Annotated in this window: 22 protein-coding genes and 3 pseudogenes; 8 read left to right on the forward strand and 17 right to left on the reverse strand. The window is 60.3% G+C overall.

Annotation, left to right across the window (positions count from 1 at the left end):
- Positions 1 to 85 precede the first annotated feature (85 nt).
- Together OKW40_RS02520 and OKW40_RS02525 are read right to left on the reverse strand one after the other, a co-directional pair.
- Complete coding sequence (locus OKW40_RS02520) at positions 86 to 1,027, reverse strand: glycosyltransferase (RefSeq protein ID WP_184059024.1); 942 nt, start codon at positions 1,025 to 1,027, stop codon at positions 86 to 88.
- A gap of 257 nt (positions 1,028 to 1,284) precedes the next feature.
- A complete protein-coding gene (locus OKW40_RS02525; RefSeq protein ID WP_090811951.1) occupies positions 1,285 to 2,196 on the reverse strand; it encodes a polysaccharide deacetylase family protein in 912 nt (303 codons plus the stop codon).
- Between the two features lie 402 nt (positions 2,197 to 2,598).
- On the opposite strand from OKW40_RS02525, the gene OKW40_RS02530 reads away from it, so the two are divergent.
- The 4 genes and pseudogenes from OKW40_RS02530 to OKW40_RS02545 all read left to right on the forward strand — a co-directional run.
- Positions 2,599 to 4,860 carry a polysaccharide biosynthesis tyrosine autokinase gene (locus tag OKW40_RS02530; RefSeq protein ID WP_429487948.1) on the forward strand — a complete coding sequence of 754 codons (2,262 nt, stop codon included), beginning with the start codon at positions 2,599 to 2,601 and terminating at the stop codon, positions 4,858 to 4,860.
- A gap of 68 nt (positions 4,861 to 4,928) precedes the next feature.
- Complete coding sequence (locus OKW40_RS02535) at positions 4,929 to 6,167, forward strand: lipopolysaccharide biosynthesis protein (RefSeq protein WP_429487950.1); 1,239 nt, start codon at positions 4,929 to 4,931, stop codon at positions 6,165 to 6,167.
- An 82-nt stretch (positions 6,168 to 6,249) separates the two neighbouring features.
- The gene (locus OKW40_RS02540) at positions 6,250 to 7,398 is read left to right on the forward strand and encodes a hypothetical protein (RefSeq protein WP_429487951.1); all 1,149 of its coding nucleotides are present in this window, start codon (positions 6,250 to 6,252) and stop codon (positions 7,396 to 7,398) included.
- Between the two features lie 45 nt (positions 7,399 to 7,443).
- Positions 7,444 to 7,617 (forward strand): annotated as a pseudogene (locus tag OKW40_RS02545) (hypothetical protein); the annotation flags it as partial.
- 34 nt (positions 7,618 to 7,651) lie between these two features.
- Here OKW40_RS02545 and OKW40_RS02550 read toward each other — a convergent pair.
- The 5 genes from OKW40_RS02550 to OKW40_RS02570 form a co-directional block, all read right to left on the reverse strand.
- On the reverse strand, positions 7,652 to 8,482 hold the full coding sequence (locus OKW40_RS02550; RefSeq protein ID WP_187613076.1) for an ATP-binding cassette domain-containing protein: 831 nt from the start codon (positions 8,480 to 8,482) through the stop codon (positions 7,652 to 7,654).
- On the reverse strand, positions 8,482 to 9,486 hold the full coding sequence (locus OKW40_RS02555) for an ABC transporter permease (protein WP_090811666.1): 1,005 nt from the start codon (positions 9,484 to 9,486) through the stop codon (positions 8,482 to 8,484). Before OKW40_RS02555 ends, OKW40_RS02550 begins: the two co-directional genes overlap by 1 nt.
- Complete coding sequence (locus OKW40_RS02560; RefSeq protein ID WP_429487952.1) at positions 9,486 to 10,595, reverse strand: sugar ABC transporter substrate-binding protein; 1,110 nt, start codon at positions 10,593 to 10,595, stop codon at positions 9,486 to 9,488. The genes OKW40_RS02555 and OKW40_RS02560 overlap by 1 nt, the downstream gene beginning before the upstream one ends.
- Positions 10,596 to 10,886: 291 nt before the next feature.
- Positions 10,887 to 11,501, reverse strand: coding sequence for a uracil-DNA glycosylase family protein (locus tag OKW40_RS02565; RefSeq protein ID WP_184059010.1), 615 nt, complete (start codon positions 11,499 to 11,501; stop codon positions 10,887 to 10,889).
- Positions 11,502 to 11,546: 45 nt separating this feature from the next.
- On the reverse strand, positions 11,547 to 12,095 hold the full coding sequence (locus tag OKW40_RS02570) for a DUF488 family protein (RefSeq protein ID WP_429354716.1): 549 nt from the start codon (positions 12,093 to 12,095) through the stop codon (positions 11,547 to 11,549).
- Between the two features lie 287 nt (positions 12,096 to 12,382).
- Between OKW40_RS02570 and OKW40_RS02575 the strand changes: the two genes are divergently transcribed.
- A complete protein-coding gene (locus tag OKW40_RS02575; protein ID WP_429487954.1) occupies positions 12,383 to 13,783 on the forward strand; it encodes an MFS transporter in 1,401 nt (466 codons plus the stop codon).
- A gap of 33 nt (positions 13,784 to 13,816) precedes the next feature.
- Here the strand turns inward: OKW40_RS02575 and OKW40_RS02580 are convergent, their stop codons facing one another.
- The 9 genes and pseudogenes from OKW40_RS02580 to OKW40_RS02620 all read right to left on the reverse strand — a co-directional run bounded on the left by OKW40_RS02580 (position 13,817) and on the right by OKW40_RS02620 (position 21,607).
- Positions 13,817 to 14,782 carry a sulfonate ABC transporter substrate-binding protein gene (locus OKW40_RS02580; protein ID WP_429487956.1) on the reverse strand — a complete coding sequence of 322 codons (966 nt, stop codon included), beginning with the start codon at positions 14,780 to 14,782 and terminating at the stop codon, positions 13,817 to 13,819.
- A gap of 93 nt (positions 14,783 to 14,875) precedes the next feature.
- Entirely contained in the window at positions 14,876 to 15,703 is an 828-nt protein-coding gene (locus tag OKW40_RS02585; protein WP_429487957.1) for a MetQ/NlpA family ABC transporter substrate-binding protein, read from the reverse strand.
- A gap of 396 nt (positions 15,704 to 16,099) precedes the next feature.
- A complete protein-coding gene (locus tag OKW40_RS02590) occupies positions 16,100 to 16,540 on the reverse strand; it encodes a MarR family winged helix-turn-helix transcriptional regulator (RefSeq protein ID WP_429487959.1) in 441 nt (146 codons plus the stop codon).
- Between the two features lie 27 nt (positions 16,541 to 16,567).
- Positions 16,568 to 18,463: an FAD-binding monooxygenase gene (locus OKW40_RS02595; RefSeq protein ID WP_429487961.1), complete on the reverse strand. Its 1,896-nt coding sequence runs from the start codon at positions 18,461 to 18,463 to the stop codon at positions 16,568 to 16,570.
- A 137-nt stretch (positions 18,464 to 18,600) separates the two neighbouring features.
- A complete protein-coding gene (locus tag OKW40_RS02600) occupies positions 18,601 to 18,807 on the reverse strand; it encodes a hypothetical protein (protein WP_184058998.1) in 207 nt (68 codons plus the stop codon).
- Positions 18,808 to 18,850: 43 nt separating this feature from the next.
- Positions 18,851 to 19,194 (reverse strand): annotated as a pseudogene (locus tag OKW40_RS02605) (ABC transporter substrate-binding protein); the annotation flags it as partial.
- 144 nt (positions 19,195 to 19,338) lie between these two features.
- Positions 19,339 to 20,657: pseudogene (locus OKW40_RS02610) on the reverse strand (PQQ-dependent sugar dehydrogenase).
- Entirely contained in the window at positions 20,650 to 21,036 is a 387-nt protein-coding gene (locus OKW40_RS02615; RefSeq protein ID WP_429487963.1) for a DUF2231 domain-containing protein, read from the reverse strand. The pseudogene OKW40_RS02610 and the gene OKW40_RS02615 overlap by 8 nt, the downstream one beginning before the upstream one ends.
- 325 nt (positions 21,037 to 21,361) lie before the next feature.
- Positions 21,362 to 21,607 (reverse strand): hypothetical protein, encoded by a 246-nt coding sequence (locus tag OKW40_RS02620; protein WP_429487965.1) that lies wholly within the window; start codon positions 21,605 to 21,607, stop codon positions 21,362 to 21,364.
- 198 nt (positions 21,608 to 21,805) lie between these two features.
- On the opposite strand from OKW40_RS02620, the gene OKW40_RS02625 reads away from it, so the two are divergent.
- From OKW40_RS02625 to OKW40_RS02635, 3 genes are all read left to right on the forward strand, one after another.
- Positions 21,806 to 22,222 (forward strand): hypothetical protein, encoded by a 417-nt coding sequence (locus tag OKW40_RS02625; protein ID WP_429487967.1) that lies wholly within the window; start codon positions 21,806 to 21,808, stop codon positions 22,220 to 22,222.
- Between the two features lie 132 nt (positions 22,223 to 22,354).
- A complete protein-coding gene (locus OKW40_RS02630; protein ID WP_429487968.1) occupies positions 22,355 to 22,795 on the forward strand; it encodes a lysozyme in 441 nt (146 codons plus the stop codon).
- A complete protein-coding gene (locus OKW40_RS02635; protein ID WP_429487970.1) occupies positions 22,782 to 23,192 on the forward strand; it encodes a hypothetical protein in 411 nt (136 codons plus the stop codon). Before OKW40_RS02630 ends, OKW40_RS02635 begins: the two co-directional genes overlap by 14 nt.
- An 89-nt stretch (positions 23,193 to 23,281) precedes the next feature.
- Here the strand turns inward: OKW40_RS02635 and OKW40_RS02640 are convergent, their stop codons facing one another.
- The gene (locus tag OKW40_RS02640) at positions 23,282 to 24,607 is read right to left on the reverse strand and encodes an MFS transporter (RefSeq protein WP_429487972.1); all 1,326 of its coding nucleotides are present in this window, start codon (positions 24,605 to 24,607) and stop codon (positions 23,282 to 23,284) included.
- Positions 24,608 to 24,692: the final 85 nt, after the last annotated feature.

Raw genomic sequence — 24,692 nt, forward strand, 5'->3', positions numbered from 1 at the left:
TCAAATGTCGTCTCTTCGGCTGACTCAGTGCTACCAAGGGCAGTTCGAGTCGCATTCGTTGAAATGTCGCACCTCAATGGATTGGTCAAGCGTTGGTTAGCTTGATATCCGTCGGCAGAAATGTCGCGACGTTGGACTGCTCTATCACCCGGTCCCAAATGAGGTCTGCGAAGTCCGTCCGACGATTCGCTGTCGCACCGCGCGCGGCGTCTTCATCGATTCCGTCAAAGATGTTCGCCGTGGTGATCACACTATGGATGCCCATCTCTTCACAGCATCTGATATTCGACGGCGAGTCGTTGCACACGATTTTCTTGCCGAGCGCAGCATACTCGAGCAGCTTGGTCGGCGTTTGATAGCAGTGCGGCCGGTGATAGGGGAAATAGCACACCGCAACATCGGATTCGACCACGTGCTTCAGCGCCTCACGCTGCGGCAACGGCCCAGTGAAAATGATATTTTTTGCATTCGAAAATCTTTCGTAGATGCGCGGGTCCGGTTTCCCCACCAGGAGGAGGGAGACGTCGCGCTTCTGAAAGTTGTTTATAAATGCTTCCAGCACGCGATCGAAGCCCCGCTCGACGCTCATTTCGCCGATATAACAGAAATCAGCTTTCTTTTCGGTTTGACCGCCATCCTGTACCTCGAAGATCCAGTTCGGCACGCCCATGGGCAGGATCACACTGGGTACGCCGTGACCGAAACCCATGATCTCCTGTTGCCGTTTGTTCTGAAAGATCCGCAGATTCGGCTGGCAATTGAAATACCGCTTCGCGACGTCTTTCATCGCCGGCCAGCCGCCGACGGAGAGAGAACGGTAGTCATGGATGACAAAGTCAGATTCAAACCGGTTCGGATAAAAACCCATGATTTCCCACAACACGAAATCTCGTTTGTTATCGAGGGCGCGGTAATCGCTGATTGTTCCGACCACCACATCCACGCCGCGCGCTTTAAAATAGTTTTGATAGGCAGTAATTTCCGGATAATTGGCGGTACCCGGAGACGTGATGAAGATTTTACGCATGCCGCCTTCCTTTTTAACCGTGGAGATAAGGAACAATAAGGCCGTTACGAATAATGCACTGGCGGTGCGGTGGCGCCTTTGATTGACAGGTGCTCGAACGTTGACCGCTTGTTCTGCTCGAAGCCGAGATCGCGCGCGATAGTATTTTTATTAGCGAATACCTTATCGTGACGATTCGCTGCCCTGGGTTGGATGCAGCGCGGTGCACGACGGTGTCGTACGCCGCTGCGCGAGCTGTCGCGTCGGCGCTGTGCTTTCTACGCCTGGTTCAATGCACGTGGCCTGCTAAAGATGCGCTGAGCGAGGCGCCTGACGCGTCCCAGTCGCAGATAGCGCGGCACCAACGTCAGGCCCGTAAGCTGCGCGGCGAACCACGACACGGAAGAGTCATCGTCAATGTCGAACGCCTTGAGTCGGAACGGGTCGCTTCCTTCGTCATTCCAGCCCACGTCGGTCGTGCGTGCGGTCTTGTAGCCGGCGGCCTTCAGCAGCTCGACTTCGCGCGGACCATAAATGCCATAGGGATACGCGAAATGCTCGCAAGGCTTACCTACGATCCGTTCTACCTCCGACTTTGATAGCGCAAGCTCTTCAAAGCATTCGTCATCGTCACAGAAGGTTAGTGTCGGGTGATAGCGTGTGTGAGACTGAAAGTCGACATAGGGGCGCATCTCTTCAATATGGGCGGCGCTGAGGCCACTAATCGTCGCCGCTGGGTCTGGCAAGTCCTGACGAAAGCCTCGCGCGTCGAGTTCAGCCAGGCGCTCGTGGTTTTTCATGCGAATCAGCCGCTTCACACCTGCATCCCTCGCGACAGGATGCAGGAACCAGTGAGTACGATCGTGCGCCACGACACTGCTGCAGATGTAAATGGTCGGGTACACGCCGTACTTGATGAATACGGGCAGCAGATTTGCATTGCCGATATGGCCGTCGTCAAACGTGACGGCCACGCGCGGGCGACCACTACCTCGCGAATTTGCCTGCGACAACGGCACGAACTCGACCTTGTCTTTCAGGTACTCAAAATGAGCCTCGAGCGTGGCGGGCGACGGATCGTGATAGAGCAGAATCGCGGTGCGATCGCGCCAGAGAAAGGCTCGAATCGCCGCGGGGGTTCCACTGAAAAGCAGCGCGCGTGTGAATATCTCACGCATCAATTGTTTCATATGCATCCCAAGCTAACGGCGTTGAATGGGATTGTGCCGTCACGGCCACAAAAGCGATGTGCGTTAGCGTACGGAGGTGATGACCGTCTTCAGATAGTCTGGGATACTTGTTAGTGTGAAATATACGCTAATTTTCCACCGAGAAATCTACTGCGGGGAAACAGTGGTTCAGCGGAGAATTAGGCAGTCTTATCTTTGTACGGTAAGACGATTATTCTGAAGTTGGTGGCGCGCAAAGCAGAGGAATTGTTGACAGATTGCGTTGCACACCGAACTGACGCGCGCAACTCCAGCACCCAAAATGTTGCCGTCCCGTGACAAAAAGCGAGATCTGGCAACGCCGCATCGCCTGCACATTAAATCGAGCTTCCATCCTTTTCGTACACCCGCCCTGGGGTTTCGATGAATCAGAACTCTCTGCTTACGAATGCTGCCGTGCTCCGGAATAACGATGTAAGTCTTTCGCGTTATTTCGACGTTCTAATGGCCAACCGCTGGCTGGTCGGTGGAATCGCCGGCGGCGTGCTCGCCGTGGGCGTGGCCTACGCGTTTATCGCGCCGTCGGTGTACCAGGCCGATATTCTCGTGCAGGTTGAAGACAGCATTCCGACCAGCAATTCAAAAGGCCCGCTGGGCGACGTCTCCAGCATGTTCGACGTCAAAACAGAGGCGACGGCTGAAATGGAGATCCTGCAGTCGAGAATGGTGGTCGGAAAAGCCGTTGACGATCTGCACCTCGACGTCAGCGCAAAGCCGAAGCGCTTTCCCTTGATCGGAGACTGGTTGGGCCGGCAAGCCCGGAGTCTTTCCGAGCCAGGGATCTTTGGATTTGGCGGATATGCATGGGGCGATGAAGCGATCAAGGTGTCCAGCTTCGACGTCCCGGAAGCATTCGAAGGCGAGAAGTTCGTTCTGACGGTTCTGGAGGGCGGACGCTACCGGCTGGAGCAGTCGGATCTCAGCGAGCCGATCGAGGGTCGCGTGGGCGAAAAGCTCGACACGAAACTGCCCGATGGCGCGATCACGCTGCAGGTCGATTCGCTGAACGCAAAGCCGGGCACGCAATTCATTCTGGAGAGACAGTCGCGCGAGAAGACGGTGGAAAGCCTGCAAAACAGGCTGACGGTCTCGCAGAAGGGTAAAGACAGCGGCATCATCGGCGCGTCGCTGATGGGCTCTGAGCGGCTGCTGACGGCCAGCACGCTCGCCGAAATCGGCAATGCGTATGTTGACCAGAATCTGAAGCGCAAGGCGGCGGAAGCCGAGAAGTCGCTTGCGTTCCTGAGCGAGCAGCTGCCGCAACTCAAGAGCGACCTGGAGCGCGCCGAGGGACGCTATAACGACATGCGCAACCGCATGGGCGTGTTCAATCTGAGCGAGCAGGGCAAGGCCTATCTGGATCAAAGCGTAGCCACGCAGCGCAGCCTGCTCGAACTGAAGCAGAAGCGCGCGGAGATGGGCGCGATCTACGCGCCGGGTCACCCCGCGATCCAGGCGATCGATCAGCAGATCGGCATGCTGAGCAGCAGGATCGGAAGCTTGTCGCAGCAGGAACAGGCGTTGCCGGACCTGGAGCAGAATGCGGTGCGCCTGACCCGTGACATGAACGTGAACAACGAGCTTTACGTCGGCATGCTGAACAACATGCAACAGCTCAGACTGGTTCGCGCCGGCAAGGTTGGAACGGTGCGGTTGATCGATAACCCGGTGGTGCCGAAAGAGCCGATCAAGCCGAACAGGCTTCTGGTGATTATCTATGCTGCGTTGGGCGGCCTGATTCTGGGCGTGGGTGCGGCGTTCGGGCGTACGGCGCTGTATCGGGGCGTGACCGACGCGCAGGAGATCGAGGAGCAAACGGGCCTGAACGTCTATGCGAGCGTGCCGCTGTCGCAGGCGAAAGTCGCGCGAATCGGCAAGACGCCGAAGCTGCCCGCTGGCGAGAAGTTCCTGCTGGCGAGCGAGTTTCCGCGCGACCCGTCGATTGAAAGCCTGCGCCGACTCAGAACCGCGCTTCATTTTGCAATGCTGGAATCGGAATCGGGCGACAATCGCGTGCTGCTGACGGGGCCGACGGAACAGGTGGGCAAGTCGTTCCTTTCGGCGAATCTGGCGGCGGTCGTATCGGCGGCCGGCAAGCGGGTGTTGCTGATCGACGCGGACCTGCGCAAAGGCCATCTCGAGCAATACTTTGGTCTCGACTCGACACCCGGCCTGGCTGACTATCTGACGTCGGAGGTGACGTCCGACCCGGTGATCATGCGTGACGTGCGTCCGGGCCTCGACTTCGTTGCGCGTGGAGCGATACCGGAGAACCCGGCCGAGCTGCTGGTGAGCGAACGCATGCAGCAATTCCTCGCGAAGACGAGCGAATACGATATCGTGCTGATCGACACGCCGCCGGTGCTCGCCGTATCCGACGCGACCGCGCTTGCGGATAGCTGCGGCACCGTGTTGCTGGTGACCCGCTTCGAGACCACTTCCATTGCGCAGGTGGTGGAGGCCACCAAGCAGCTCAAGCAGGCGAATGCCCGGGTGAAGGGTGTGATCTTCAACGGGATCGATACGGATGTCTATCGCTATAGTCTCGGCGCGCGCGCAGGCCTCTATCGCAGTGCTTCCTATCTCGATGCATTGCCCGCCAGCGGAAAGACGCAGAAAGGCTAGCCTTCAGACGACAACTATCGTCGTGTAGAGCGATGAAAAATTCACCCGGACTTCGACGTAGATAAATTGTGAATATCAAACATTCGATCGTCAGTATCGCTGGAGTCGTACTGAGTCAGGCGCTCAATTTCGTTTCGATTCTATTGATCGGGAAGTTCTGCGGGCCGACGGCTCTCGGGTATTTCAGCCAGCTCATGGCCGGTGGTCTTTTTATCGGGTCGGTGATCGGCTTGCGTCTGGAGGTTGCGTGCATGGCGGCGGACAAGGCCCAGGCCGTGCGCGCAATGACGAGTTCCAGTGCGGTCGCCATAGGGATCGGCGTGGCGCTCGTGGTGGCCACGGCAGCGGCCGGGCATACGGAATACATACCTGTTATCGGTCTGGCACTTGGCGTGTTCCTGCAACAGGCGTTGTGCGGAGCACTCACCACCGAAAGAAAGTACGCGCAAATCGCGACGATCCGGTTCTTCCCTAATGCTGCGTTCGCCGTCTACTTCGTCTGCATGATGATGTTTTCGAAAGGGGAGTGCACAGGCACCACCGTATTCAACATCTATAGCTGGATTTTTCTGGCCTCGACCGTTGTGCCGGCCGCGATCTGCCTTTACTCGGCGCGCCGGATGATCCCGTTGGCCTTCCTCAGGTTCTCCGCGCTTCAGATCCAGTATGCAAAATTTGGTGTGCCGACCACTACGCTGAATTCATTCGTGATCTATGCGTCCGCCATTTTGATGCCGATGATCTTCGATCATCGTGAAGCCGGCATCTTTGCGCTGGCGTATCGTGTGGGGTACTTCCCTGCGTCCCTCTTGTCGCAAAGTTTGGGCGCTGTCTTCCGCCGCGATCTGATCGATTATTTCGACGGCCACAGAAAAGACAGAGTGAATCCCTCGAAACAGTTTTTTACTATGCTGACGTTTATCAGCATTTCTCTTGTGGCAGCGTGCTATGCAGGCCTTAGCCTCATTATCCACATGAAGATGGGCGACGAATGGGAACCGTCGATGTCCGTGTACCTGATCTTTGTTCCCTATTTCATCACGATGGCGATCTATGGCTCGATGGCTCAGGTATTCATTGTCGCGAACCGGCTGAAGATCGACTTGATGATTCAAGCAGTCAATGCCGTATCGATCTTCCTGATCTTTGCGACGGCTCAATTCCTCGGCGTCGGGTTCATCCACTCGCTTCTTCTGCTCAGCGTCTGTGGAACGATCGTGGCAAGTGCGGGTACTTACCAGGCGCTCAAGATCGGCAAGGAGCCGGACGCTTATTTGAATCGCCAACCTAGTTTTGAAGCGCCGTGATCTCTGCGCTCAAAAATCAGCGACGCTGCAAGTTTAGCTCCTCCACCGCGAGGCGAGTCGCTCACTTGTTCAGGGAAAGAGAATGCGCATTGTAAAACTCCCCGGCATCATCGGCAGGAATGCGAGTCCAGGCGTGTCGGCCGTGGTCTGGTTCATTCTGTTCATCGCACTTTATGCGATCTCCGCGTTTCACGAGAGCACGTTGCCGGCGCGTTTTCTGTTGGATGAACTGGTGATCTTCGACCGGATGAAGACCGTCACGGCTTTCAGGGCGTTTGGCGACTCATTTGACAATCTCGCGTGGCTGTTCAACTTTTTCGGTCTCCAGAGTTTCTCCATTTCTTTGATAGGATTTCTCGCATCGACTATCGGCATGTTTGTCGCCGTCTGGCGTTCCGGTGCCACTTCGCTAAAACCGGCCGAGTTCTTTCTGGTTGCGTTCTGGCTCGCCAATCAGACCGTCTACATCGGTGTTCCATCGAAAGAAATCATCATTTCGGTTCTGGTTCTTCTGATGCTGTTTTACAACTCGTCGCGTGCGATATTGGTTTTGTTTGTCGTCCTGGCAGCGCTGGTAGCCGTGTACTTCAGATCGTACTGGGGCATTACACTGGCCGCAACCGTGTTTCTTTATTTCGCGCCAAACGGCTTCAGAAGGCCGGTTTCATTGATCTTTTTCGCGCTGGCCATGTTTGTGATGGTCGCCTTCGTGTTCCAGAAGGCCTATGGCGAATCACTGGATTTCGCAAGGCAGAACGCCAATGAGTGGCGGGACCCGGAGGAAGTGGGGTCGATGATCGTACAGTTCATTCCAGGCAGTGGTATGTTCATTGGCGTGGCGAACGTCGCCATCACACTGGCGACCTTCGTTTTGCCGGTGCGGTTGATTACGTCGGGTTCTCCGCTGCAAATGCTGGGCGGCATTGGCGTGTTTTTCACTTTTGCGATTGTGTTTATGCGTTATCGCTCCGCGGCGGCGCTATTTCCGGTGGGCCGATTCGAGACGCTTTGTTTTTGTTTTCTGGTCAGTTTCCTGTCAACGCAAGCTATTTTCGAGCCGGACTACGGGTCATTTCTGCGGCATCTTTCGCCGGTGTCGCCGATGATCATGTTTCTCGTCCTGCGGCTCTCGTACGATGAACACATAACGGTATCGGCGCAGAGTGCGTCGCGAGTGAACGACGGCGCCCATCGCCAGTCCACATTGTCGAAGCATCGCAGCGCCTCCTGAATCGCAATGAAGGTCCGCTGATTCAGTAGGCCGTCGATGAAGCACATGATCGTAAACATCGGGGCGAACTATCTGACGCGCATCGGTGGGCACGACGTGACGCTGCGCGCGGCGATCGACAACATCACGAATCGCCGCTACTGGATGTTCCAGTACTCGGACTACATCGCGCCGGGCGATCCGCGTATGGTCAGCGTGAACGCGAAGATCGATTTTTGACCTGAGTTGCGCGGTGTCGCGGGCCGTGGCGGGCTCACTGTGCGCCGCCGGCGCGCATGGCCCGGTATTCCCGCTGCACGATGTCCATCAGCTCCGCCACCGAAGTCAGCGCGCTCTGTTGCTCGTAGGTCACGCGGCCTCGCTGCATCAACATGATGCGATCCGCGATATCGAGCGTCTGCGCATAGTTGTGCATGATCATGATGATCGAGAGGCCGCCTTTTTCCTTCAAGCGCATCAGTAGGTCGATGATGAGTCCCGCCTCGCGCGCGCCCATCGCGGCGAGCGGTTCGTCGAGCAACAGGATTTTCGCGTTCGAATGCACGGCGCGCGCCACGGCGATCGCCTGGCGCTGGCCGCCCGAAAGACGCTCCACGGGCAAATCCACCGAAGGCACGTGCACGCCGATATCGTCGAGGCATTGCGCCGCGCGCTCGCGCATCCGTTTGTGGTCGAGCAGCCTGAACGGCCCGCGCCGCACGATTTCGCGGTTCAGGAACATGTTGTGGTAAATACTCAGCGAATTCGCGAGCGCGAGATCCTGATACACGCATTCGATGCCGAGCGAACGCGCATGATCGACCGAGCGCAACAGCGTCTCCTCGTCGTCGATGTGGAGCGTGCCGCTCGTTTGCTGATGAAAGCCCGTGAGGATCTTCACGAGCGTGGACTTGCCCGCGCCGTTGTCGCCGAGTATGCCGAGGATCTCGCCCTTGCCGAGCGTGAGCGAGACGCCATCGAGCGCCGTCACCGCGCCGAAGCGCTTGACGAGGCTGTCGCCGCGCAGCGCGAGCGGGGCGTTCGGCGCGCTGCGCGCAGCGGCCGTGGCATTGGCGCCCGCGGAGGAGGTTTGCGATTGGTCCATCATCGTCCACCCTTGCGGCGAATGCGCCCGACGTGGATGTTGAAGATCATCGCCGCCAGAATCGCGGCGCCAAGAATGATGTTGAACGTAAACGCGTTGATACCGATCAGTGTAAAGCCGTCGTTCAGAATGCCGAGCACCGCTGCGCCGATGAGTCCGCCCACGATGGTGCCCGAGCCGCCCGTGAGCGGCGTGCCGCCGATCACGGCGGCGGCCACGGCAAGGAACATGATCTGGTTGCCGCCGGCCTGCGGGTCGATCGAGGTAATGCGAAAGGCTTCGAGCATGCCGGTGAAGCCCGCCAGCACCGCGGCGAGGACGAAGTTGCCGAGGCGCAGTCGCTTCACATGTATGCCGGCCTCGCTCGCGCCGAGCGGATTCGCACCCGCGGCCTGCGTATGCAGGCCCCAGCGTGTATGTCGCAACAGCACGTGCATCGCGGCCGCGATCACCAGGGTCCAGATGATCTCGCTGTAGCCCCACGCGCCCATGAACGCGGCGAAGGTGGGCGATCCCGGCGTGGCGGCGGGCGTGCCGCGCGAGATCGTGAGCGTGATACCGTTGATCAGAAAGAGCGTGCCGAGCGTCGTAACGAACGAGGGCAGCCGCAGCCAAACCGACACCGCCCCGTTCACGAAGCCGACGATTCCCGCGGCCACGAGCCCCGCGATCACGGCGAGCCACATCGGCGCGCCCGCGTCATTCGCGAACACCATCATGAATGGCGCGAACGCGAACACCATGCCCGCCGACAGATCGATGTCGCCGCCGATCATCAACATGATTTCGCCGAACGCGATGATCGCCACCGGCGCGATGAACTGCGACAGGTTGACGAGGCTCGCGTTGGTGAGCAGGAAATCGTGGTTTGCGAATTCGAAGTAGGCGGCCAGCAGCACGGCCACGAGCAGGATGCGCAGCTCGGCCGCCCATTGAGACGCGAAGGAAACGCCCGCGCGCCGGGACGCGCGGACCGCTTTGCTGGTTTCGTTCACTGTATTCATCAGGACTTGATTGCGCCGGATCTCGGAACGATTTGCTCCTTGTCGGTCTTGCCTTCAAAGCGCGTCGAGGTATTCAGGTACGGCTCGACGTTATCCTTCGTCACGAATTTCAGGCCGGTGTTGATGTCGGCCGGGCCGACGAGGCCGCCGGAGCTGAGGAACACGAACGCCTCCATCACCGTATAGAAACCCTGGACGTAGGGCTGCTGATCGATGGTGAAGTCGAGGAAACCTTCGTGGATCAGCTGGATCGTGCTCGGCAGCAGGTCGAAGCCGCCGCCGTGCACGCCTTTGGACGGCAGGTTCGACTCTTTCATCACCTGCGCGACGCCCTGCGTGCTGCCCGCATCCACCGCGAACATGCCTTTCAGGTCCTGGTGGCCCAGGTAGAACGCCTTGATCTTCGACAGCTCCTCGTTGACGGTCGCGCCCGTGGCCACGGTCTGGATGTCGATCTTCTTGCCGGACTTCTTGATGGCGTCGCTCGCACCGTCCAGACGCGGCTGGATGTTGAGCTGCCCCGGCGTGGCGATGAACAGCCCGACCATGCCGCTGTCGATCAGACTGACGATGCGCTCGCCCATCTGGTAGCCCGACAGATACAGGTCCTGGCCGATATACGCGAGGCGCGGATTCTTCTTGCCGCGCGGCGCGTCGGCGTTGTACGCGAACACCGGAATTCCGGCGTCGAGCGCGGCCAGGATGGGCTTGTCGAAAGCGCTCGGATCGACGATCGGCACCGCGATGGCGTCGGCCTTCGCGGCAATCGCCGAGTTCACGGCGCGGACCATTTCGCCGGCATCGGACGTGGCCGAGCCGGTCCACTGATAATCCATGTTGAGCAGTGAGCAGGCATCCTGAATGCCGTACTGCGTGGGCACGAAGAACGGGTTGGTGGTGACGTGATTGACGAACACGATCCTCCACTTCTTGTGCGACGGAAAAGCCGTCTGCGCTGCCTGCGCGGTGCCGATCAGACCGCCCGCGCCGCCTAGCGCGCCCATCAGCGAAAGCGCTGCGCCGAGTCCCGCGCCCTGCATCAGCCCCCGCCGCGCCGTGCTGAAACCGTTGCCGCTGTTTTTTTGATCGTCATCCCGTTGCTGTGCCATCTGATCCTCCGGTTCTTGTCTTCATTGGTCGATGTGGTCGACGTTGCGTCGATTGCGTGCAGATGCTGGACGGCACCGGGAGTTCGCGGGGCAGCGCGAGAGTTTGGCGTGGGACGTGCAACCCCGATTCGGAAGCGCTCGATACGAGCCGTGCGGTACCGCAAAAATGTTAGTGCAGTGCGGTAGCGACTCCTAATCCATGTATACCCGTAACCGTTCCGAAGATTGGGACGCCGGGTCAGGATGCGTGTTTACCACGAGCGGCTGATCGCGCGGATGGGTGCGCGGCGCTCAAAGCTCGCCGCCCGCCAACACCGTCGCCACGTGCTCGCGCAACGTCGGCAGCACCGCGCCCTCGAACCAGGCATTGCGCTTGAACCACGCGATATTGCGCGGCGACGGATGCGGCAGCGGCATCACATGCGGTCCAAACTCGGCCCACCTGACGAGCGTTTCGGTCGAGGTCGGGCCAAACGCGTCGCCGAGGCCAAAGCGCTGCGCGTATTGTCCGATCAGCAGCGTCAATTTCACCGAACGCATTTGCGCGAGCAATTCGCGGTGCCAACGGCCGGCGCACTCGGGCCGAGGCGGCAGGTCGCCGCTCGCGCCGCGGCCCGGAAAACAGAAGCCGATGGGCACGATGGCGAATCTGGAAGCGTCGTAGAAGGTCGTGTCGTCGACGCCGAGCCATGTCCGCAGACGCGCGCCGCTCGCGTCGCTCCACGGCACCCCCGACGCATGCACGCGCGCGCCTGGCGCTTGCCCGATGATCAGAATGCGCGCCCGCGTGGACGCGGCGAGCACGGGGCGGGGCGCGTGCGGCAGCATGGGTGCGCACAGCGTGCAGGCGCGGATGTCGCGAAGCAGCGTGTCGAGTTTCGACGGACGTTTGGTGCTAACAGCCATAAAGCGGTGCGAGGTGACTGGTGCGCAGTCGTGTCGTGAGTCGGCTCAGTTCTGCGCCTGAGCCGGATAGATCAGCGTGCCGTCGGCCTGGGGCTCGGCGCCCGGTGTCATCGTGGCGGCGTTCGTGTGATGTGCGTCCATGATGTGCAGGACGGTTTCATCGTGCATCAGCAGATAGTCCGTAATGATACGCCGGTGGCAGCGCCACCAGACCGCCTCCGAGCACATGATCGCGCAGCGCTGCCGATGACCGAGCGTCAGAAGTTGCGCCAGTCCCTCGCGGAACGCGTCGCTCATTGCATAGTCGGCATAGTTGCGAAAGGCCGGATGCGTCCAGTACGCATTCGGCGACGGCGCGTCATCCTTGCGCCTGCTGCGGCGTCCGCCGAGCGCGGCGAGATGCATGTAGTCGATATGTTCCGGTGCGAGCGAGGCGGGCAGCGTGTCGCGATTGAACTGCGGGTTGGTCCGCGAGCGCGGGATGCTGCGCACGTCGACGAGCAAGGCGATCTGCTCGCCTTTCAGTAAGTCGACGAATTCCTGCAACGGACGCGTCGAGTGGCCGATCGTGAAAAAAGGGCGTTTCGTTTCCATGCGTGCTTCGCCGGCGCCGATAGCGGCGACGATCCCGACAGATTTACAACGTGTGGCGCAGTAACGTCAACTGTGTCCCGATTCAGGGGTTGCACGTGTCATGCCTGACGAGCGCGCGTATCCACGCGCTCGCGAATCGCAAGACCCCGGGGAGACAAGCCGGGTAGCCATCATTCCGGTATCGAGTGCAACCTTGCTCCCGCGAGTCAGAGTTGCAACAATGCACCCGCGACGGCGCCCGCGCCGCACGCAGTCGCCCGCGCATTTTCTTTCGACCCGCTTGCACCATGACCGACGGCCTGCCCAATCCCCAACGCGCGTTTGCGTACATCGCGATCGCCATCGCGATGACGATGTCGGTGCTCGACACCTCGATCGTCAACGTCGCGCTGCCCACCATCAGCAACGACCTCGCGGTATCGCCCGCAAACGCGATCTGGGTCGTCAACGCGTATCAACTGGCGATCTCGGTGTCCTTGCTGCCGCTCGCGGTGCTCGGGGACAGCCTCGGCTACAAACGGGTCTACTGCTACGGACTCGCACTTTTCACGCTGGCGTCGTTCGCCTGCGCGAATGCGCACACGCTGCTGGTGCTTGCGGTCGCTCGCGTGTTTCAGGGCTTCGGCGCGGCCGGCATCATGAGCGTGAATATCGCGCTGGTGCGCTTCGTCTTCCCGAAGGCACGGCTTGGCGTCGGCGTCGGCTATTCGTCGCTGGTGGTGGCCGTTTCGTCGGCGGCGGGGCCGAGTATCGCGTCGGCGATTCTGGCGGTCGCGCACTGGCAGTGGCTGTTCCTCGTCAACGTGCCGCTCGGCGTGCTGGCGCTGTCGATCGGCGCGCGCACGTTGCCCGCGACGCCGACCTCGGGGGCTCGCCTGAGCGGCCTGAGCGTCCTGCTCAACGCGCTCACATTCGGCCTGCTGATCTCCGGTCTCGCGGCATTCAACCAGGCGGGCGCGACGCAGCGCGGCGCCGCGATGGTCGCGATCGCACTGGTGGCCGGCGTGCTGTTCGTGCGACGCGAAAGCCGGCTCGCGACCCCGATGCTGCCCATCGACCTGCTGCGCATGCCGGTGTTTTCATTGTCGATGGCGACGTCGATCTGCTCGTTCGCGGCGCAGACGATGGCGTACATCATGCTGCCGTTCTACTTCGAGCAGACGCTGAAGCTGTCGGAAACACAGACAGGCATTCTGATGACGCCGTGGCCGCTCGTGACCGCGTTGATCGCACCGGTCGCGGGCCGGCTGTCCGATCGGTGGGCGCCGGGACGCATCAGCAGCGTCGGGCTCGTCGTGTTCGGGTGCGGACTCGCGATGCTCTGCCAGCTCGGCGAGACGGCGACGCGTTTCGACATCGTGTGGCGGCTCGCGGTCTGCGGCCTCGGCTTCGGTATCTTTCAGTCGCCGAACAACCGCGTGATCATCGGCAGTGCGCCGCGGCATCGCAGCGGCGGCGCGTCCGGCCTGCAATCGATGGGTCGTCTGCTCGGCCAGTCGAGCGGCGCGGTGGCGGTGTCCATCGTGTTCGGACTCGTGCATGGCCGGCACCTCACGTTGATTGCCGGCATTGCCGCGGCGCTCGCGTTGATCGCGGCCGGCGTGAGTTCGGTGCGGCGTATGACGGAGCACAGCGACGCCCCGCCGGAACAGCAGGCTACGCCAACGCGGTCGGTCTCCGAGCGTTGACGCGGGTGCGGCGTCGTTCCACCGCCCATACGCCTACGCGAGATTCGAAGGCGCCGCCTTCAGCACGTCGACGTGCTTCGGAATCAGGCCGAGATCGAGGAACGTATCGGCGATCTGTTGCTGCTCGCCGAGAATCGCGCGGGTAATCGGCTGCGTGCCGAACTGCTGACGCTGCACCGCCACGTCCACGACCTGCTTCGGCAGACCCCATAGCCGCGCGAGTTCGCTGGCGAGCTGATCCTTGTTCTGCTTGCCCCACTGATCGACCTTGTCGAGTTCTTCGATCAGGATCCGGACTACGTCGGGATTGTTCGCCGCATAACTCTGCGACGAGAAGTAGAATCCCCGATTGCCGACTACGCCGCTTGCATCGGCAATCACGCGAGCGCCGAGCGATTGCTCCGCCGCGGCGAAGAAAGGATCCCAGATGACCCACGCGTCGATCGACGCCCGCTCGAACGCGGCGCGTGCATCGGCGGGCGCGAGGAACACGAGCTTTACGTCGCCGTATTGCAGGCCATGCTGACGCAGTAGTTTGACGAGAAAGTAGTGGACGTTGCTGCCTTTGTTGAGCGCGATCCGTTTGCCCTTCAGGTCCGCGACCGAGCGGAGCGTCGATTGCGGCAGCACCAGCACCGCTTCCGACCGCGGCCGCTTGACGGTCGCCGCCACATAGGCCAACGGTGCGCCGGCGGCCTGTGCGAAGATCGGCGGTGCTTCGCCGACGTCGCCGAAATCGATCGAGCCGACGTTCAGTGCTTCCAGTTGCACGGGGCCCGCCGCGAACTCGGTCCATGTAACCGATACGTTCAGCGGCGCGAGCCGTTTTTCGAGGGTGCGGCGGCCCTTCAGCAGATTCAGGTAACCCTTCTGATTGCCGACGCGCAGCGTGCGCGCGTTGCCTTGCGCGAACGAAAGCGGTGCTGCCGCGGCCGCTGCGGCGCCGAGCGAAAGTTTCAGGAAGGTGCGGCGGTCGTGGAGCGTTCTGTTAATGGACATGACGGACGATACGATCAGGAGGGCAATGAAGAAGGCAGGATGCGCGGCGGCCGAAGCGCCGCGGCGTGAGTCGCGCGTTGTTCGTGCGTCAGGTTAGTGCTGGGGCGCGCCATCCCATGCCGGCAGCGTGGCGCCGTGATAAACGGTCAGGATCGCCGCGGCGACGTTGGTCTGCTGGTAGCTGTCGACGATCGTCTTCACCCACGCAGCGTTCGCGTCTTTCGCGTTGACCGCGATGAAGTTGCGGTACGGGTTGCCCGGCACTTTCTCCTGCGCGATGCGTTCCTGCGGAATCTTGATGCCCGCTTTGATCGCCCAGTCGGTATTGACGACGGCAGCGTCGAGGTCGCCAATCGCGCGGCCGACGATGCCGGCGTCGAGTTCCTTGATCTGGACGTGCTTCGGATTCTCCGCGATGTCGCGCGCGGTCGGCAGCAGGCCGACGTCGGGGCGCAGCTTGATCAGTCCATTCGCCTGCAGCAGAAGCAGCGCGCGGCCTTCATTGCTCGGATCGTTCGGCACGCCGATCGCCGCGTCCTGCGGCAGCGCCGCGACCGATTTCACCTTGCGCGAGTAGAGACCGATCGGCTGCAGGTAGGTATAGCCGACCGGCACGATCCGATAGTGGCGCGCCGCGATCTGCGCGTCGAGATATGGCTTGTGCTGGAACGAATTCGCATCGAGGTCGTGTTCCGCGAGCGCTTGGTTCGGCTGCGTATAGTCGGAGAAGGTCGTGATCTTGACGGTGACGCCCTGCCTGGCGGCATTGGCCGCGACCGCACGCCACACGTCTTCGTCCTCGCCGGACATGATGCCGACTCGCACCGTTTGTCCCGCCGCGAGCGCCGGTTGCGCGCTGACGATGCCGCATGTAACGAGAACCGAGAGGAGTGCGGCCTTGAGCGCTTTTGTCGTAGCCATGTTTTGAAAAGAGATCGAAGTGTAGGTCCGGAGATCGTAGAGAGGCGCTCGGTAGTGCACAAATAATATCGAGCGCTATCGTTATCGCGCTTGAGCGTAAGCGGCGGTACGACGTGCATGGCGCTGCTGGAATAAGCCAAGCGCGATCGCCGCGCTGGCATGAAGCGAGCCGCAGCGGGGTTGGCGGATGCCGGATCGTGCGAATGTCCGCTGGCGCGGTTTTCGTTTCAGGTTGCGTGCCGGAACAGATGTGCGGGCTCGCGTGCGTCGTCCGTCATTTGTTCTGGAAAGGCACCCGGTTCTAACCAGGTGGCGGCGGGGAGGGGGCTATGGGAGCCGAAATGGAGGCGCTGTCTGGAAGACCGCGACGGCAGGCGGTCTTCAGGAGCAAGCGCATCAAGTCCGCGGCGGCAACAGTGCCGAAAGCAGCCGGCGCAACTGCGCCAATTCGCTTGCCGTCAGTCTTTCAGTGAGAATGCGCTCGACCTGCTCGACGCGCGGACGCAAGGCCGAGAGCTGCTTCTTACCGGCAGTGGTGAGAAACAGCACATAACTGCGCTTGTCGACAGGATCGTCCGCGCGCTCGATCTGGCCGTTGCGCACCATGCGTGCAACGAGATCGGCAATCGTCGAACGATCCACGTCGAGTTTGTCTCCGAGTTGCCGCTGACTGACGCCAGGCGTCTCGTGCAAGACCTCGAGCGCCGCGTACTGCACGCTCGTGATCTCCGCGGAAACCTCGCTCAGCCAGACCGCTGCATGGCGCTGTTGGGCACGGCGCACCAGGCTGCCAGTAAATTTGGGGAGCGCCCCGGCGTCTTCGGGTTTGATCGGCAATTTCGGAGGTTTGGGTTTCGTTATGGTTTAACGCACGCGAAAGATGGGCCGAAAGAAGGCGTTCAACTCCGCATACGCATTCAATGGGAGAACATGGGCCACGTATTGATCGGGACGTACCACGACGAGTGCACCTTGTTCGCGATCGATGCCGCGCTCGTCGAAGATATCAGTCGTCGCGTCGCTCGTAAATGCCTTTTCGTAGTCGATGAGGCCGTGGCGACCCTTGCGCGGCAGCAGGAGGGCGGGGACGTCTTCGAGGCGGACTTCGCGATGCGGCTGTTGCAGCACCGCGCGCAGATCGAGAACGCTGTCCACGTCGGCGTCCTTCGGCGTGAAGAGCCTCAAAACGGAATCGGGCGACTTGTCGAGATGCTCGCACAGCGCATCCAGCGCACGATGCGACGCGTCCGCGAAAGCGTACAGGCGCCAGCGGCCGTCCGCTTGCGCGGCATGCCCTAGATGGAACGGTTTTGCATCAGCGAGGCGAACGACAGGCGACGAGTGAAAGCGCGTACCGATCGCAAAGCCTTTGGCGAGCGCTTGATGCGTCGCTTCACCGGTCAGGGTGGCCGGCCGGTAACGCGTTGCGACGCCAGCCGTGTAGCGGCCAGCGCGAACGAAGTACGCCTGAAGCTCCGCGGGATCGACGCCGCCCGCCTCGGGCCGGTTGGGATCCTTCGGCGGCGCGGCCATCATCGCCGACCATTCCTTGTCGAAATCGATCAGCTCCTGCGCAATAGGTTGGCGCTCGTCCGAATACGTGCGCAACAGAGCGGCGTCGCTGCGGCCCTCCAGCACCGCGCCGAGCTTCCAGCCGAGATTGAAGCCGTCCTGCATCGACACGTTCATGCCCTGACCCGCTTTGGCGCTATGCGTGTGGCAGGCGTCGCCCGCGATGAACACGCGAGGCTCGCGCGAAGTGCCGTCGGCGGCGATGGCATCGTCGAAGCGGTCGGTGAGGCGCTGCCCGACCTCATAGACCGAGAACCACGCCACTTCTTTTACGTCGAGCGTATAGGGATGGAGGATGCGCTGCGCCGTCTCGATGATGCGATCGACCGTGATCTGCTTGATGCTGTCGCGGTTCTCCGGGGTGACATCGCCGAGGTCGACGTAGAAGCGGACCAGATATCCGCCTTCACGCGGAATGATCAGCAGGTTGCCCCTGCTCGCGGACTGAATCGCCGCTTTCAGCCGGATGTCCGGAAAGTCGCTGACCGCCAGCGCATCCATCACGCCCCACGCATGGTTGGCCGCGTCACCACGCAGCGTTTGTCCGATGGCGGTGCGTACGCGGCTGCGAGCGCCGTCGCAACCGACGACATAGCGCGCACGCACGGACACGGTCTCGTCGAGCCGCGCAGGATCGGTATGGCGCAGCGTGACCAGCACCGGGTATTCGTGCGTATCGTCGCGCTGAACGTCGACCACTTCGAGGCCGTAGTCCGGTTCGATCCGTCGCGCGGAGCGGCGCATCACGTCGAGCAGATATTCCTGGATGCGGGCCTGATTGACGATGACGTGCGGAAATTCCGAAAGGCCTGTTTCGGTATCCTGAACTCGGCCGGTACGACTGATCGCGCCGCGGTCATTTGCATCGGGTCGCCAGAATACTGTTTCATTGACCCAATAGGCTTCTTGCAGCAGGCGGTCACTGAGGCCGAACGCATTGAACATCTCGACGGTACGGCACGCCACGCCATCGGCCTGACCCATCTGCAACGGTCCGTCGCGACGCTCGACGACGCGCGTGCTGATCGACGGGAATTGCGACAGCTGCGCCGCCAGTACGAGTCCGGCAGGGCCGCTGCCGACGATCAGCACGTCGACCGTCTCGGGCATCTGCGCCGCATGCGCATTGCCGATGACTGGCTCGATCGTCGGATCGCCGACCCGGAAACCGTTGAGATGAAATTGCATGACGTCCTCCTCCGTTCAGTAGATATTTGCTGAACGCGAATATACTCCGTACACCAACCATTTTGAAGTGCTTCGTGGGAGGATGGATGTTTACCCTGGTTCGGTAGAGCGCTCGTGGACTTTCGGGAACGGCTGTTTCAATGACCGTGCCAATGGCCCCCATGGCCACCCCAGTAGCCGCCAATGCCGATGCCGAGGCTCACGGAGGGCGCGACGTAATACCCGGGGGCATAGCCATAGGCGGGCGCTGGCTCATAACCGTAGCCAGAGCTGGGCGGCGGCGGGGCGACGACGCAGCCCGCCAGGCCGACTGCCACGATGATTGCAAAGAGTAGTCTGGTCATGATCGTTTTCCTCCAATGATTGAGGAGACGCAAGATTCAGTCCAGCCGTCTTCTGCCACCATGTCGACAGTACCCATTCGTCGGCGGCGAAGTAAAGCGGCAGCTTCGCCGGATAGACGAGGTTGTTCCGTACGCGATGCGATGAACCGCGGAATACCAGTGCGGAATCACGTAATAGCCGTTCATCAGTACCCGGTCGAGCGCGTGGGTCGCGTCGACGAGCTGCTCGCGCGTTTGCGCGCCCAGCACCTTGCGCAGGATCGCGTCGACGGCCGGCGATTTCACGCCCGCGAGATTATCGGAGCCCGGCTCGTCCGCGTACTTGCTGCCGAAGCGCGACAGCTGCTCGGTGCCCGGCACCTGCACGTCGGGCAGGCGCACGGTCGTCGGCATACCACATTGCCGATCCGCTCAGCACGAGCATGATCAGCAAGCGCCGCCGGTTGGACCAGTGGATCGCCGGGGAAGTCATCACTGGGTCGCGGTGTCCGCAACGGTGCATCCACGCGGCAGGCGATTGCGATGCGCGCATCAGCCGCCCGCGCCCGTCACGCGCCACGCCGTGTTGCCGACGTCATCGGCGATCAGTAGGCCGCCGTCGCGATCCTTGGCGACGCCCACGGGCGCGCCATACAACTCCTTCTGATCCGGCGACATAAAGCCCATCACGACGTCTTTCGGCGCACCGGCGGGCTTGCCGTTCTCGAACGTCCCGTACGACACCACATAACCGCTCAACGGCGAGCGGTCCCAACTGCCATGCGCACCGATGAACGCGCCGCCGCGATACTGCGAGGGCAGGCTGTTGCCGGTATAGAAGGTCAGTCCTGGCGGCGCGACATGCGAGCCGATCGAGAAGTCTGGGGCAATCGCCTTCGCGACGAGGTCGGGACGCTGCGGTTGAGCACGCGGATCGACGTGCTGGCCGTAATAGCTGTACGGCCAGCCGTAGAAAGCATTCTCCTTCACCGACGTCAGATAGTCGGGCACGAGATCGGGGCCGATCTCGTCGCGCTCGTTCGCGATGGCCCAGAGCCGGCCCGTCGTCGGTTCCCATTGCAGGCCGGTCGGATTGCGAATGCCCGCCGCGTAAATGCGGCTTGCGCCCGTCGCCGTATCGATTTCGAGTACGTCCGCGCGCCGGTACTCGACCTCCAGCCCGTTCTCGCCGACATTGCTGTTGGAGCCGACTCCCACATAGAGCTTCTTGCCATCGCGACCGGCGAGCAGGGCTTTGGTCCAGTGATGGTTGATCGTATCGGGGAGATCGGCGAGTTCGACGCCGCGCTCGCTGATGGTGGTTTCGCCCGTCTTGTATGGAAACTTCAGGATCGCATCGGTATCGGCGACATAGAGTGTGTCGCCGACGAGCTGCATGCCGAACCGGGAATGCAGATGGTCGATGAACACATACCGCTCCCATTCGCCACTGCCGTTGGCAGGCTTTCTGAGCAGCGTAATGCGATTCGCGCCGTCGGCCTTCTTTCCCGATCTGGCTTCGATCAGCCCGGCGATGACCTGCTTCGGCGTGGTAACGGCCTCCTCGTTCGGGCTATTGGCTTCCGCGACGAGAACGTCACCATTGGGAAGCGTATAGATCTGGCGAGGGTGCACGAGTCCCGAGGCGATCTTCTCGATCTTCAGGCCGTCGCCACCTTGGGCGTCGCGCCATTTTTCCATCCCACGTATTTCGGCACCTGCATCGGCGGTGCGAAGAAGTTGCGTGCCCGCGGTATCGACGGATTCGCTCCGGCCTGCTGCGAGGGGTCGTACTCTGCCCGTACGTGGCAGCCGCTCATCAACACGGAGATGGTGATGACGAACGCGCTGCCGGCGATCAGCTTAGCCATGAGTCACCTCGGGGAGATCGAGCCTGTTCATTGCCATCGCGACGTGGGCGATGCTCAGCAGCACGACGGTGATGACCGACAGAATCACGTTGTCCGGGACCATCGCATAAGCGTCGCGGCTGTGCACGAATGCATTGACGATCGCCGCGATGATGGCGAGCAGATTGAGCCAGAAGTCGATTCTTTCGATACGCGTGACGCGGCGACGTCGCTGCAACCAGACGTGACCGAAATTGAGCAGGCGCGGAATGATGGCAATGATCAGGCCCACCGTAATGAGCCACGCGGCGCCCTTGCCCCAGAACACGTTACGTGTGCTCATGTAGGTCAGGTCAAAGATCAACGCGCCGACGAACATTCCATACGAGATGGGGCTCAACAGTCCGAAGATCGCGGGGCGCGAGTTTCGATGGATGTGTGGCGGGATGTCTGATAGCGGACGGCGTGGTGGACATAGCTTCTCCTTTCGATGTAGGAGCCCGGTATCGTCGTCGCGCGCATTAGACGTGCCTGAACGTTTCGCTTTGCTGTCGGTCTTCGTGGCCTGCGTGGTTGGGTTGGGCATGCCCGGTGCTGCGATCACAGATTATCCGTTGGCAGCGTCACGAAGCACAGACGCGAGGAGCGGAGATGAAACGATTGATATTGGCGGTTTTACTGCTTACGCCGTTAATCTCCGGCGTAGCGAGTTGTCAGAAAGCGCATTAGGCCGGTAACGATAGCATGAGGGCGGGTGGTGCAAAGATGGATGTTTCGGCATCGGCGTCGGACACGAGCAGATTACCCGAAGCCGCAGCCATAGCCGCCCGCTTCACGTCGACTTTCGGCGCCGAAGGCGCAATGACGCCGCGCCGCAAATACCAGGAACACGGTGAGATCAAGAAAAACATCGAGCGCGACATGCGAAAACGTCGGAATTGACGCGCCGGGTCAAAGAACAGCGTCAGCAACTGTCAATTTAATAACGAGATAGGAATGCCGACTGTTTTATTCGGCCGCGCTACCGGCAGGACACGCCTGGAAATGAAATGCCCGGAATCATTGTAAATATTTGTCAAAAAGTTTAAATCTCAATTTAAAGGTGTTGACCGTGACTGCTTTCGATGGTTAATTCGTCGGGTTTGTTCTGGAGAATCAGAGGAGGCCAGATGGAACAACAGAAACAGAATGAAACCGGGGGCAACGAAGAGTGCCAACTTTGCCGTATCACCTATTCAATCTACTCAAACTTCCCGCCAATGCCGTCCGCAATGGCACTGAACGCCGAAACCGGCGAATGGTTTCCGTTCGATAGGCTGAAGTCGTATTCAAACGGTTACGAAATGGCCGAAGCCCTCGGTTACGCATGGGCTTGCGATTGTCGCCGACGCTCCCGGAATCGTTTCGATCAGCGGTTCACATTAACAGATGCCGGAGGTAACGCACTCCCTGATACGTATTACACCGCCCGACTTCCATCGGGCGAACTTGTTCACGGCATTACCGATTTGCAGGGACGCACCAAGCGCTATCGAACAGAGGGCGCGCGATCTATTCACCTTTTTATCGGTCACAGGGAGGCGTAATGCCTGATGCACTGGGAGCAGCACTGAGATACAAACCCCAACTCACTTGTAATTCTCCAGTCGGACAGGATCGGCAAGCCGTGGCATGTTAGCCCGGAGGGGTTGTCTTTTACCGCTGTATGGGAGTCAGGGGTGTTAAATGGCGTGTACAAAGGTCATCAAGTAACAGAGGGGTTCATCTTAACAGCCTATCGGGACAATGTTGGAATTCCTACTGTTGGATGTGGGCATCGCATTGTCCCTGCCGACCGCATCGAAGTCGGGCAGGTGATCAGCGTGGAACGTGCGCGAGAGTTCAGACGGCGGAACGTTGCCGAGGTAGAAAGACGTCTGGATGCTGACATGAAGGTCCCGTTGTTTCAGTTCGAATACGATGCCCTTGTGAGTATCGTATATAACTGTGGCTCAGGAGACGGCGCCAGCGAAATTATTAGAAAAGTTAATTCTGGCCATTATGATGATATGCATGATTTTATACTGACGTATCGGGTGGGAACGAATCGTGGCGTCAAGAATCGCCGGATTGCCGAAGCTCGTTTATTTGTCTCAGGAGTTTACGATGCATCTCATTAGGATCATGGTAGTTTTTTTTATCTCGGGTGTATTATTTTCTAGTCTTGCGGTCGCTAAGTCGAACTCGGATTGCCTGCAGCATTTGGGGGGCGGTTACGGTGACGCCGAATGCTATTCCGAATTACAGAAAGACCTGATGGTCCAGAGCAAATTTATCTATAACAAGTTGCGTGCGACTATGCGGAACGGCAACGTCCATGCGAAGTTGCTCGATGAGTACATGGAAACGCAAGATGCATCCGTGAGGTACTGCGAATTACCACGTAATGCCGGGGCAAAGTGGAAAACGGAACACGATGGATCGATGTTTTCAGCTTTGCGAGAGGAGTGCATCTACAATCTTCGCAAAGCGCAAAATCAGTTTTTAAAGGATTTGCTTGATATGGCAAATTGGTAGAGCGTGAAATCGCAGCCCCGCTTCGGCGGGGCCATTTAAAGGCAGATTACGCGGGCAAGCGGCACCACCACGACTCGGCATAGGCGACATCACCGTCGCATCACGCCCCCCTTAACGCCGACCATCAAAGCAACCCCACTAACCACAAGCAGCCCCGCAAGAAGATAAACGGCAAGATCCATACTCCCCGTCGTCGCGCGAATCTGACCGATCACCCACGGACTGACGATCCCGCTCGTAATCCCAATACTGCTAATAAACGCGATCCCCGACGCAGCCGCTTTCCCGGACAGATAGCTGGTAGGCACCGCCCAAAAGATCGGCAGCGCCGCGAAAATCAACACGGCAGCGAGCGACAGGATAGCCAGCATCGCAGGAAAGCTGCTCAGATGCAGCGTAAGCGCCGCAAGCGCGAGACCCCCGCCCACCGTGCAGAAAGCAAAATGCTTACGCCGTTCCCCAGTTCGATCCGAGCGGCGCGCAATCAGAATCAGACCCACCGTACCGATCGCATTCGGCACCACGGTATAAAGACTCACCGCCACGACATCCTGAACCCCAAAATCGCGGATCATCAACGGCATCCAGAAATTGAGCGTCAGCGACGCACAGGTCAGCGAAAAATAGATGAACGCGAACAGATAGACGCGCGGATTGAGCAACGCGGCGGCGAAGCTGCGACTGTCATGCCGGTGGTCTTTCGACTGGCCTTGCGCGCAAAGCGCGACGAGTCGCTCTTTTTCGTCCTGCGTGAGCCAGCTTGCCTCGTGCGGCTGGTCGACCAGATAGCGCCACGAGAGCAATCCGAGTATCACAGCGGGTGCGCCTTCGATCGCAAACATCCACTGCCATCCGAACAGGTTCAGCACGCCGCTCATGTCGCGCATGATCCAGCCGGAGAAAAGTCCGCCGAGCACGCCCGCGACCGCCACGCCCGCGAAAAACACCGAGATCACGGCGGCGCGCCGGCTGGCGGGAAACCAATACGTCAAATACAGCACGATGCCCGGGAAAAAGCCCGCCTCGAAAACGCCCAGCATAAAGCGCAGAACGTAAAAGTGCGCGGGCTTCGACACGAACATCATGCACATCGACGCGATGCCCCACAGCAGCATGATCCGCATGAAGGTTTTACGCGCGCCGTATTTGGCCAACAGGATGTTGCTCGGCACCTCGCACAGCACGTAGCCGACGTAGAACACGGCTGCGCCGAGTCCGTACATCGCGTCGCTGAAGCCGAGATCATGCTTCATCTGCAATTGCGCGAAGCCGATGTTGATCCGGTCCAGAAACGACACGACATAGCAAAGAAACAGAAACGGCACGATGCGCCTCGCGACCTTCCTGAACATCGAATCGTCGCTCGCGACGGGCGCGGCGTGGCCAATGGCGTTGCCATCGAGGGAATGCTGCATGTCTCGCTCCAGGTGCGGAGCGCGCCTGTGCGAAGACGAGCGCGCCCGAGGCGTCTAGCGCGCCTTCATGGTTTGAACGGAAAAG

It is taken from the genome of Paraburkholderia sp. RAU6.4a, assembly GCF_050435625.1.
GTDB classification, from domain to species: Bacteria; Pseudomonadota; Gammaproteobacteria; order Burkholderiales; family Burkholderiaceae; genus Paraburkholderia; species Paraburkholderia tuberum.

Excerpts from the sequence above, each read along its gene's own strand:
- OKW40_RS02540 (WP_429487951.1), top strand. The coding sequence starts at position 6,250 with ATGCGCATTGTAAAACTCCCCGGCATCATCGGCAGGAATGCGAGTCCA.
- OKW40_RS02570 (WP_429354716.1), bottom strand. The coding sequence starts at position 12,095 with ATGGAAACGAAACGCCCTTTTTTCACGATCGGCCACTCGACGCGTCCG.
- OKW40_RS02580 (WP_429487956.1), bottom strand. The coding sequence starts at position 14,782 with ATGTCCATTAACAGAACGCTCCACGACCGCCGCACCTTCCTGAAACTT.
- OKW40_RS02525 (WP_090811951.1), bottom strand. The coding sequence starts at position 2,196 with ATGAAACAATTGATGCGTGAGATATTCACACGCGCGCTGCTTTTCAGT.
- OKW40_RS02575 (WP_429487954.1), top strand. The coding sequence starts at position 12,383 with ATGACCGACGGCCTGCCCAATCCCCAACGCGCGTTTGCGTACATCGCG.
- OKW40_RS02550 (WP_187613076.1), bottom strand. The coding sequence starts at position 8,482 with ATGGACCAATCGCAAACCTCCTCCGCGGGCGCCAATGCCACGGCCGCT.
- OKW40_RS02560 (WP_429487952.1), bottom strand. The coding sequence starts at position 10,595 with ATGGCACAGCAACGGGATGACGATCAAAAAAACAGCGGCAACGGTTTC.
- OKW40_RS02520 (WP_184059024.1), bottom strand. The coding sequence starts at position 1,027 with ATGCGTAAAATCTTCATCACGTCTCCGGGTACCGCCAATTATCCGGAA.
- OKW40_RS02530 (WP_429487948.1), top strand. The coding sequence starts at position 2,599 with ATGAATCAGAACTCTCTGCTTACGAATGCTGCCGTGCTCCGGAATAAC.
- OKW40_RS02555 (WP_090811666.1), bottom strand. The coding sequence starts at position 9,486 with ATGAATACAGTGAACGAAACCAGCAAAGCGGTCCGCGCGTCCCGGCGC.
- OKW40_RS02640 (WP_429487972.1), bottom strand. The coding sequence starts at position 24,607 with ATGCAGCATTCCCTCGATGGCAACGCCATTGGCCACGCCGCGCCCGTC.
- OKW40_RS02600 (WP_184058998.1), bottom strand. The coding sequence starts at position 18,807 with ATGACCAGACTACTCTTTGCAATCATCGTGGCAGTCGGCCTGGCGGGC.
- OKW40_RS02565 (WP_184059010.1), bottom strand. The coding sequence starts at position 11,501 with ATGGCTGTTAGCACCAAACGTCCGTCGAAACTCGACACGCTGCTTCGC.
- OKW40_RS02595 (WP_429487961.1), bottom strand. The coding sequence starts at position 18,463 with ATGCAATTTCATCTCAACGGTTTCCGGGTCGGCGATCCGACGATCGAG.
- OKW40_RS02585 (WP_429487957.1), bottom strand. The coding sequence starts at position 15,703 with ATGGCTACGACAAAAGCGCTCAAGGCCGCACTCCTCTCGGTTCTCGTT.
- OKW40_RS02635 (WP_429487970.1), top strand. The coding sequence starts at position 22,782 with ATGCATCTCATTAGGATCATGGTAGTTTTTTTTATCTCGGGTGTATTA.
- OKW40_RS02625 (WP_429487967.1), top strand. The coding sequence starts at position 21,806 with ATGGAACAACAGAAACAGAATGAAACCGGGGGCAACGAAGAGTGCCAA.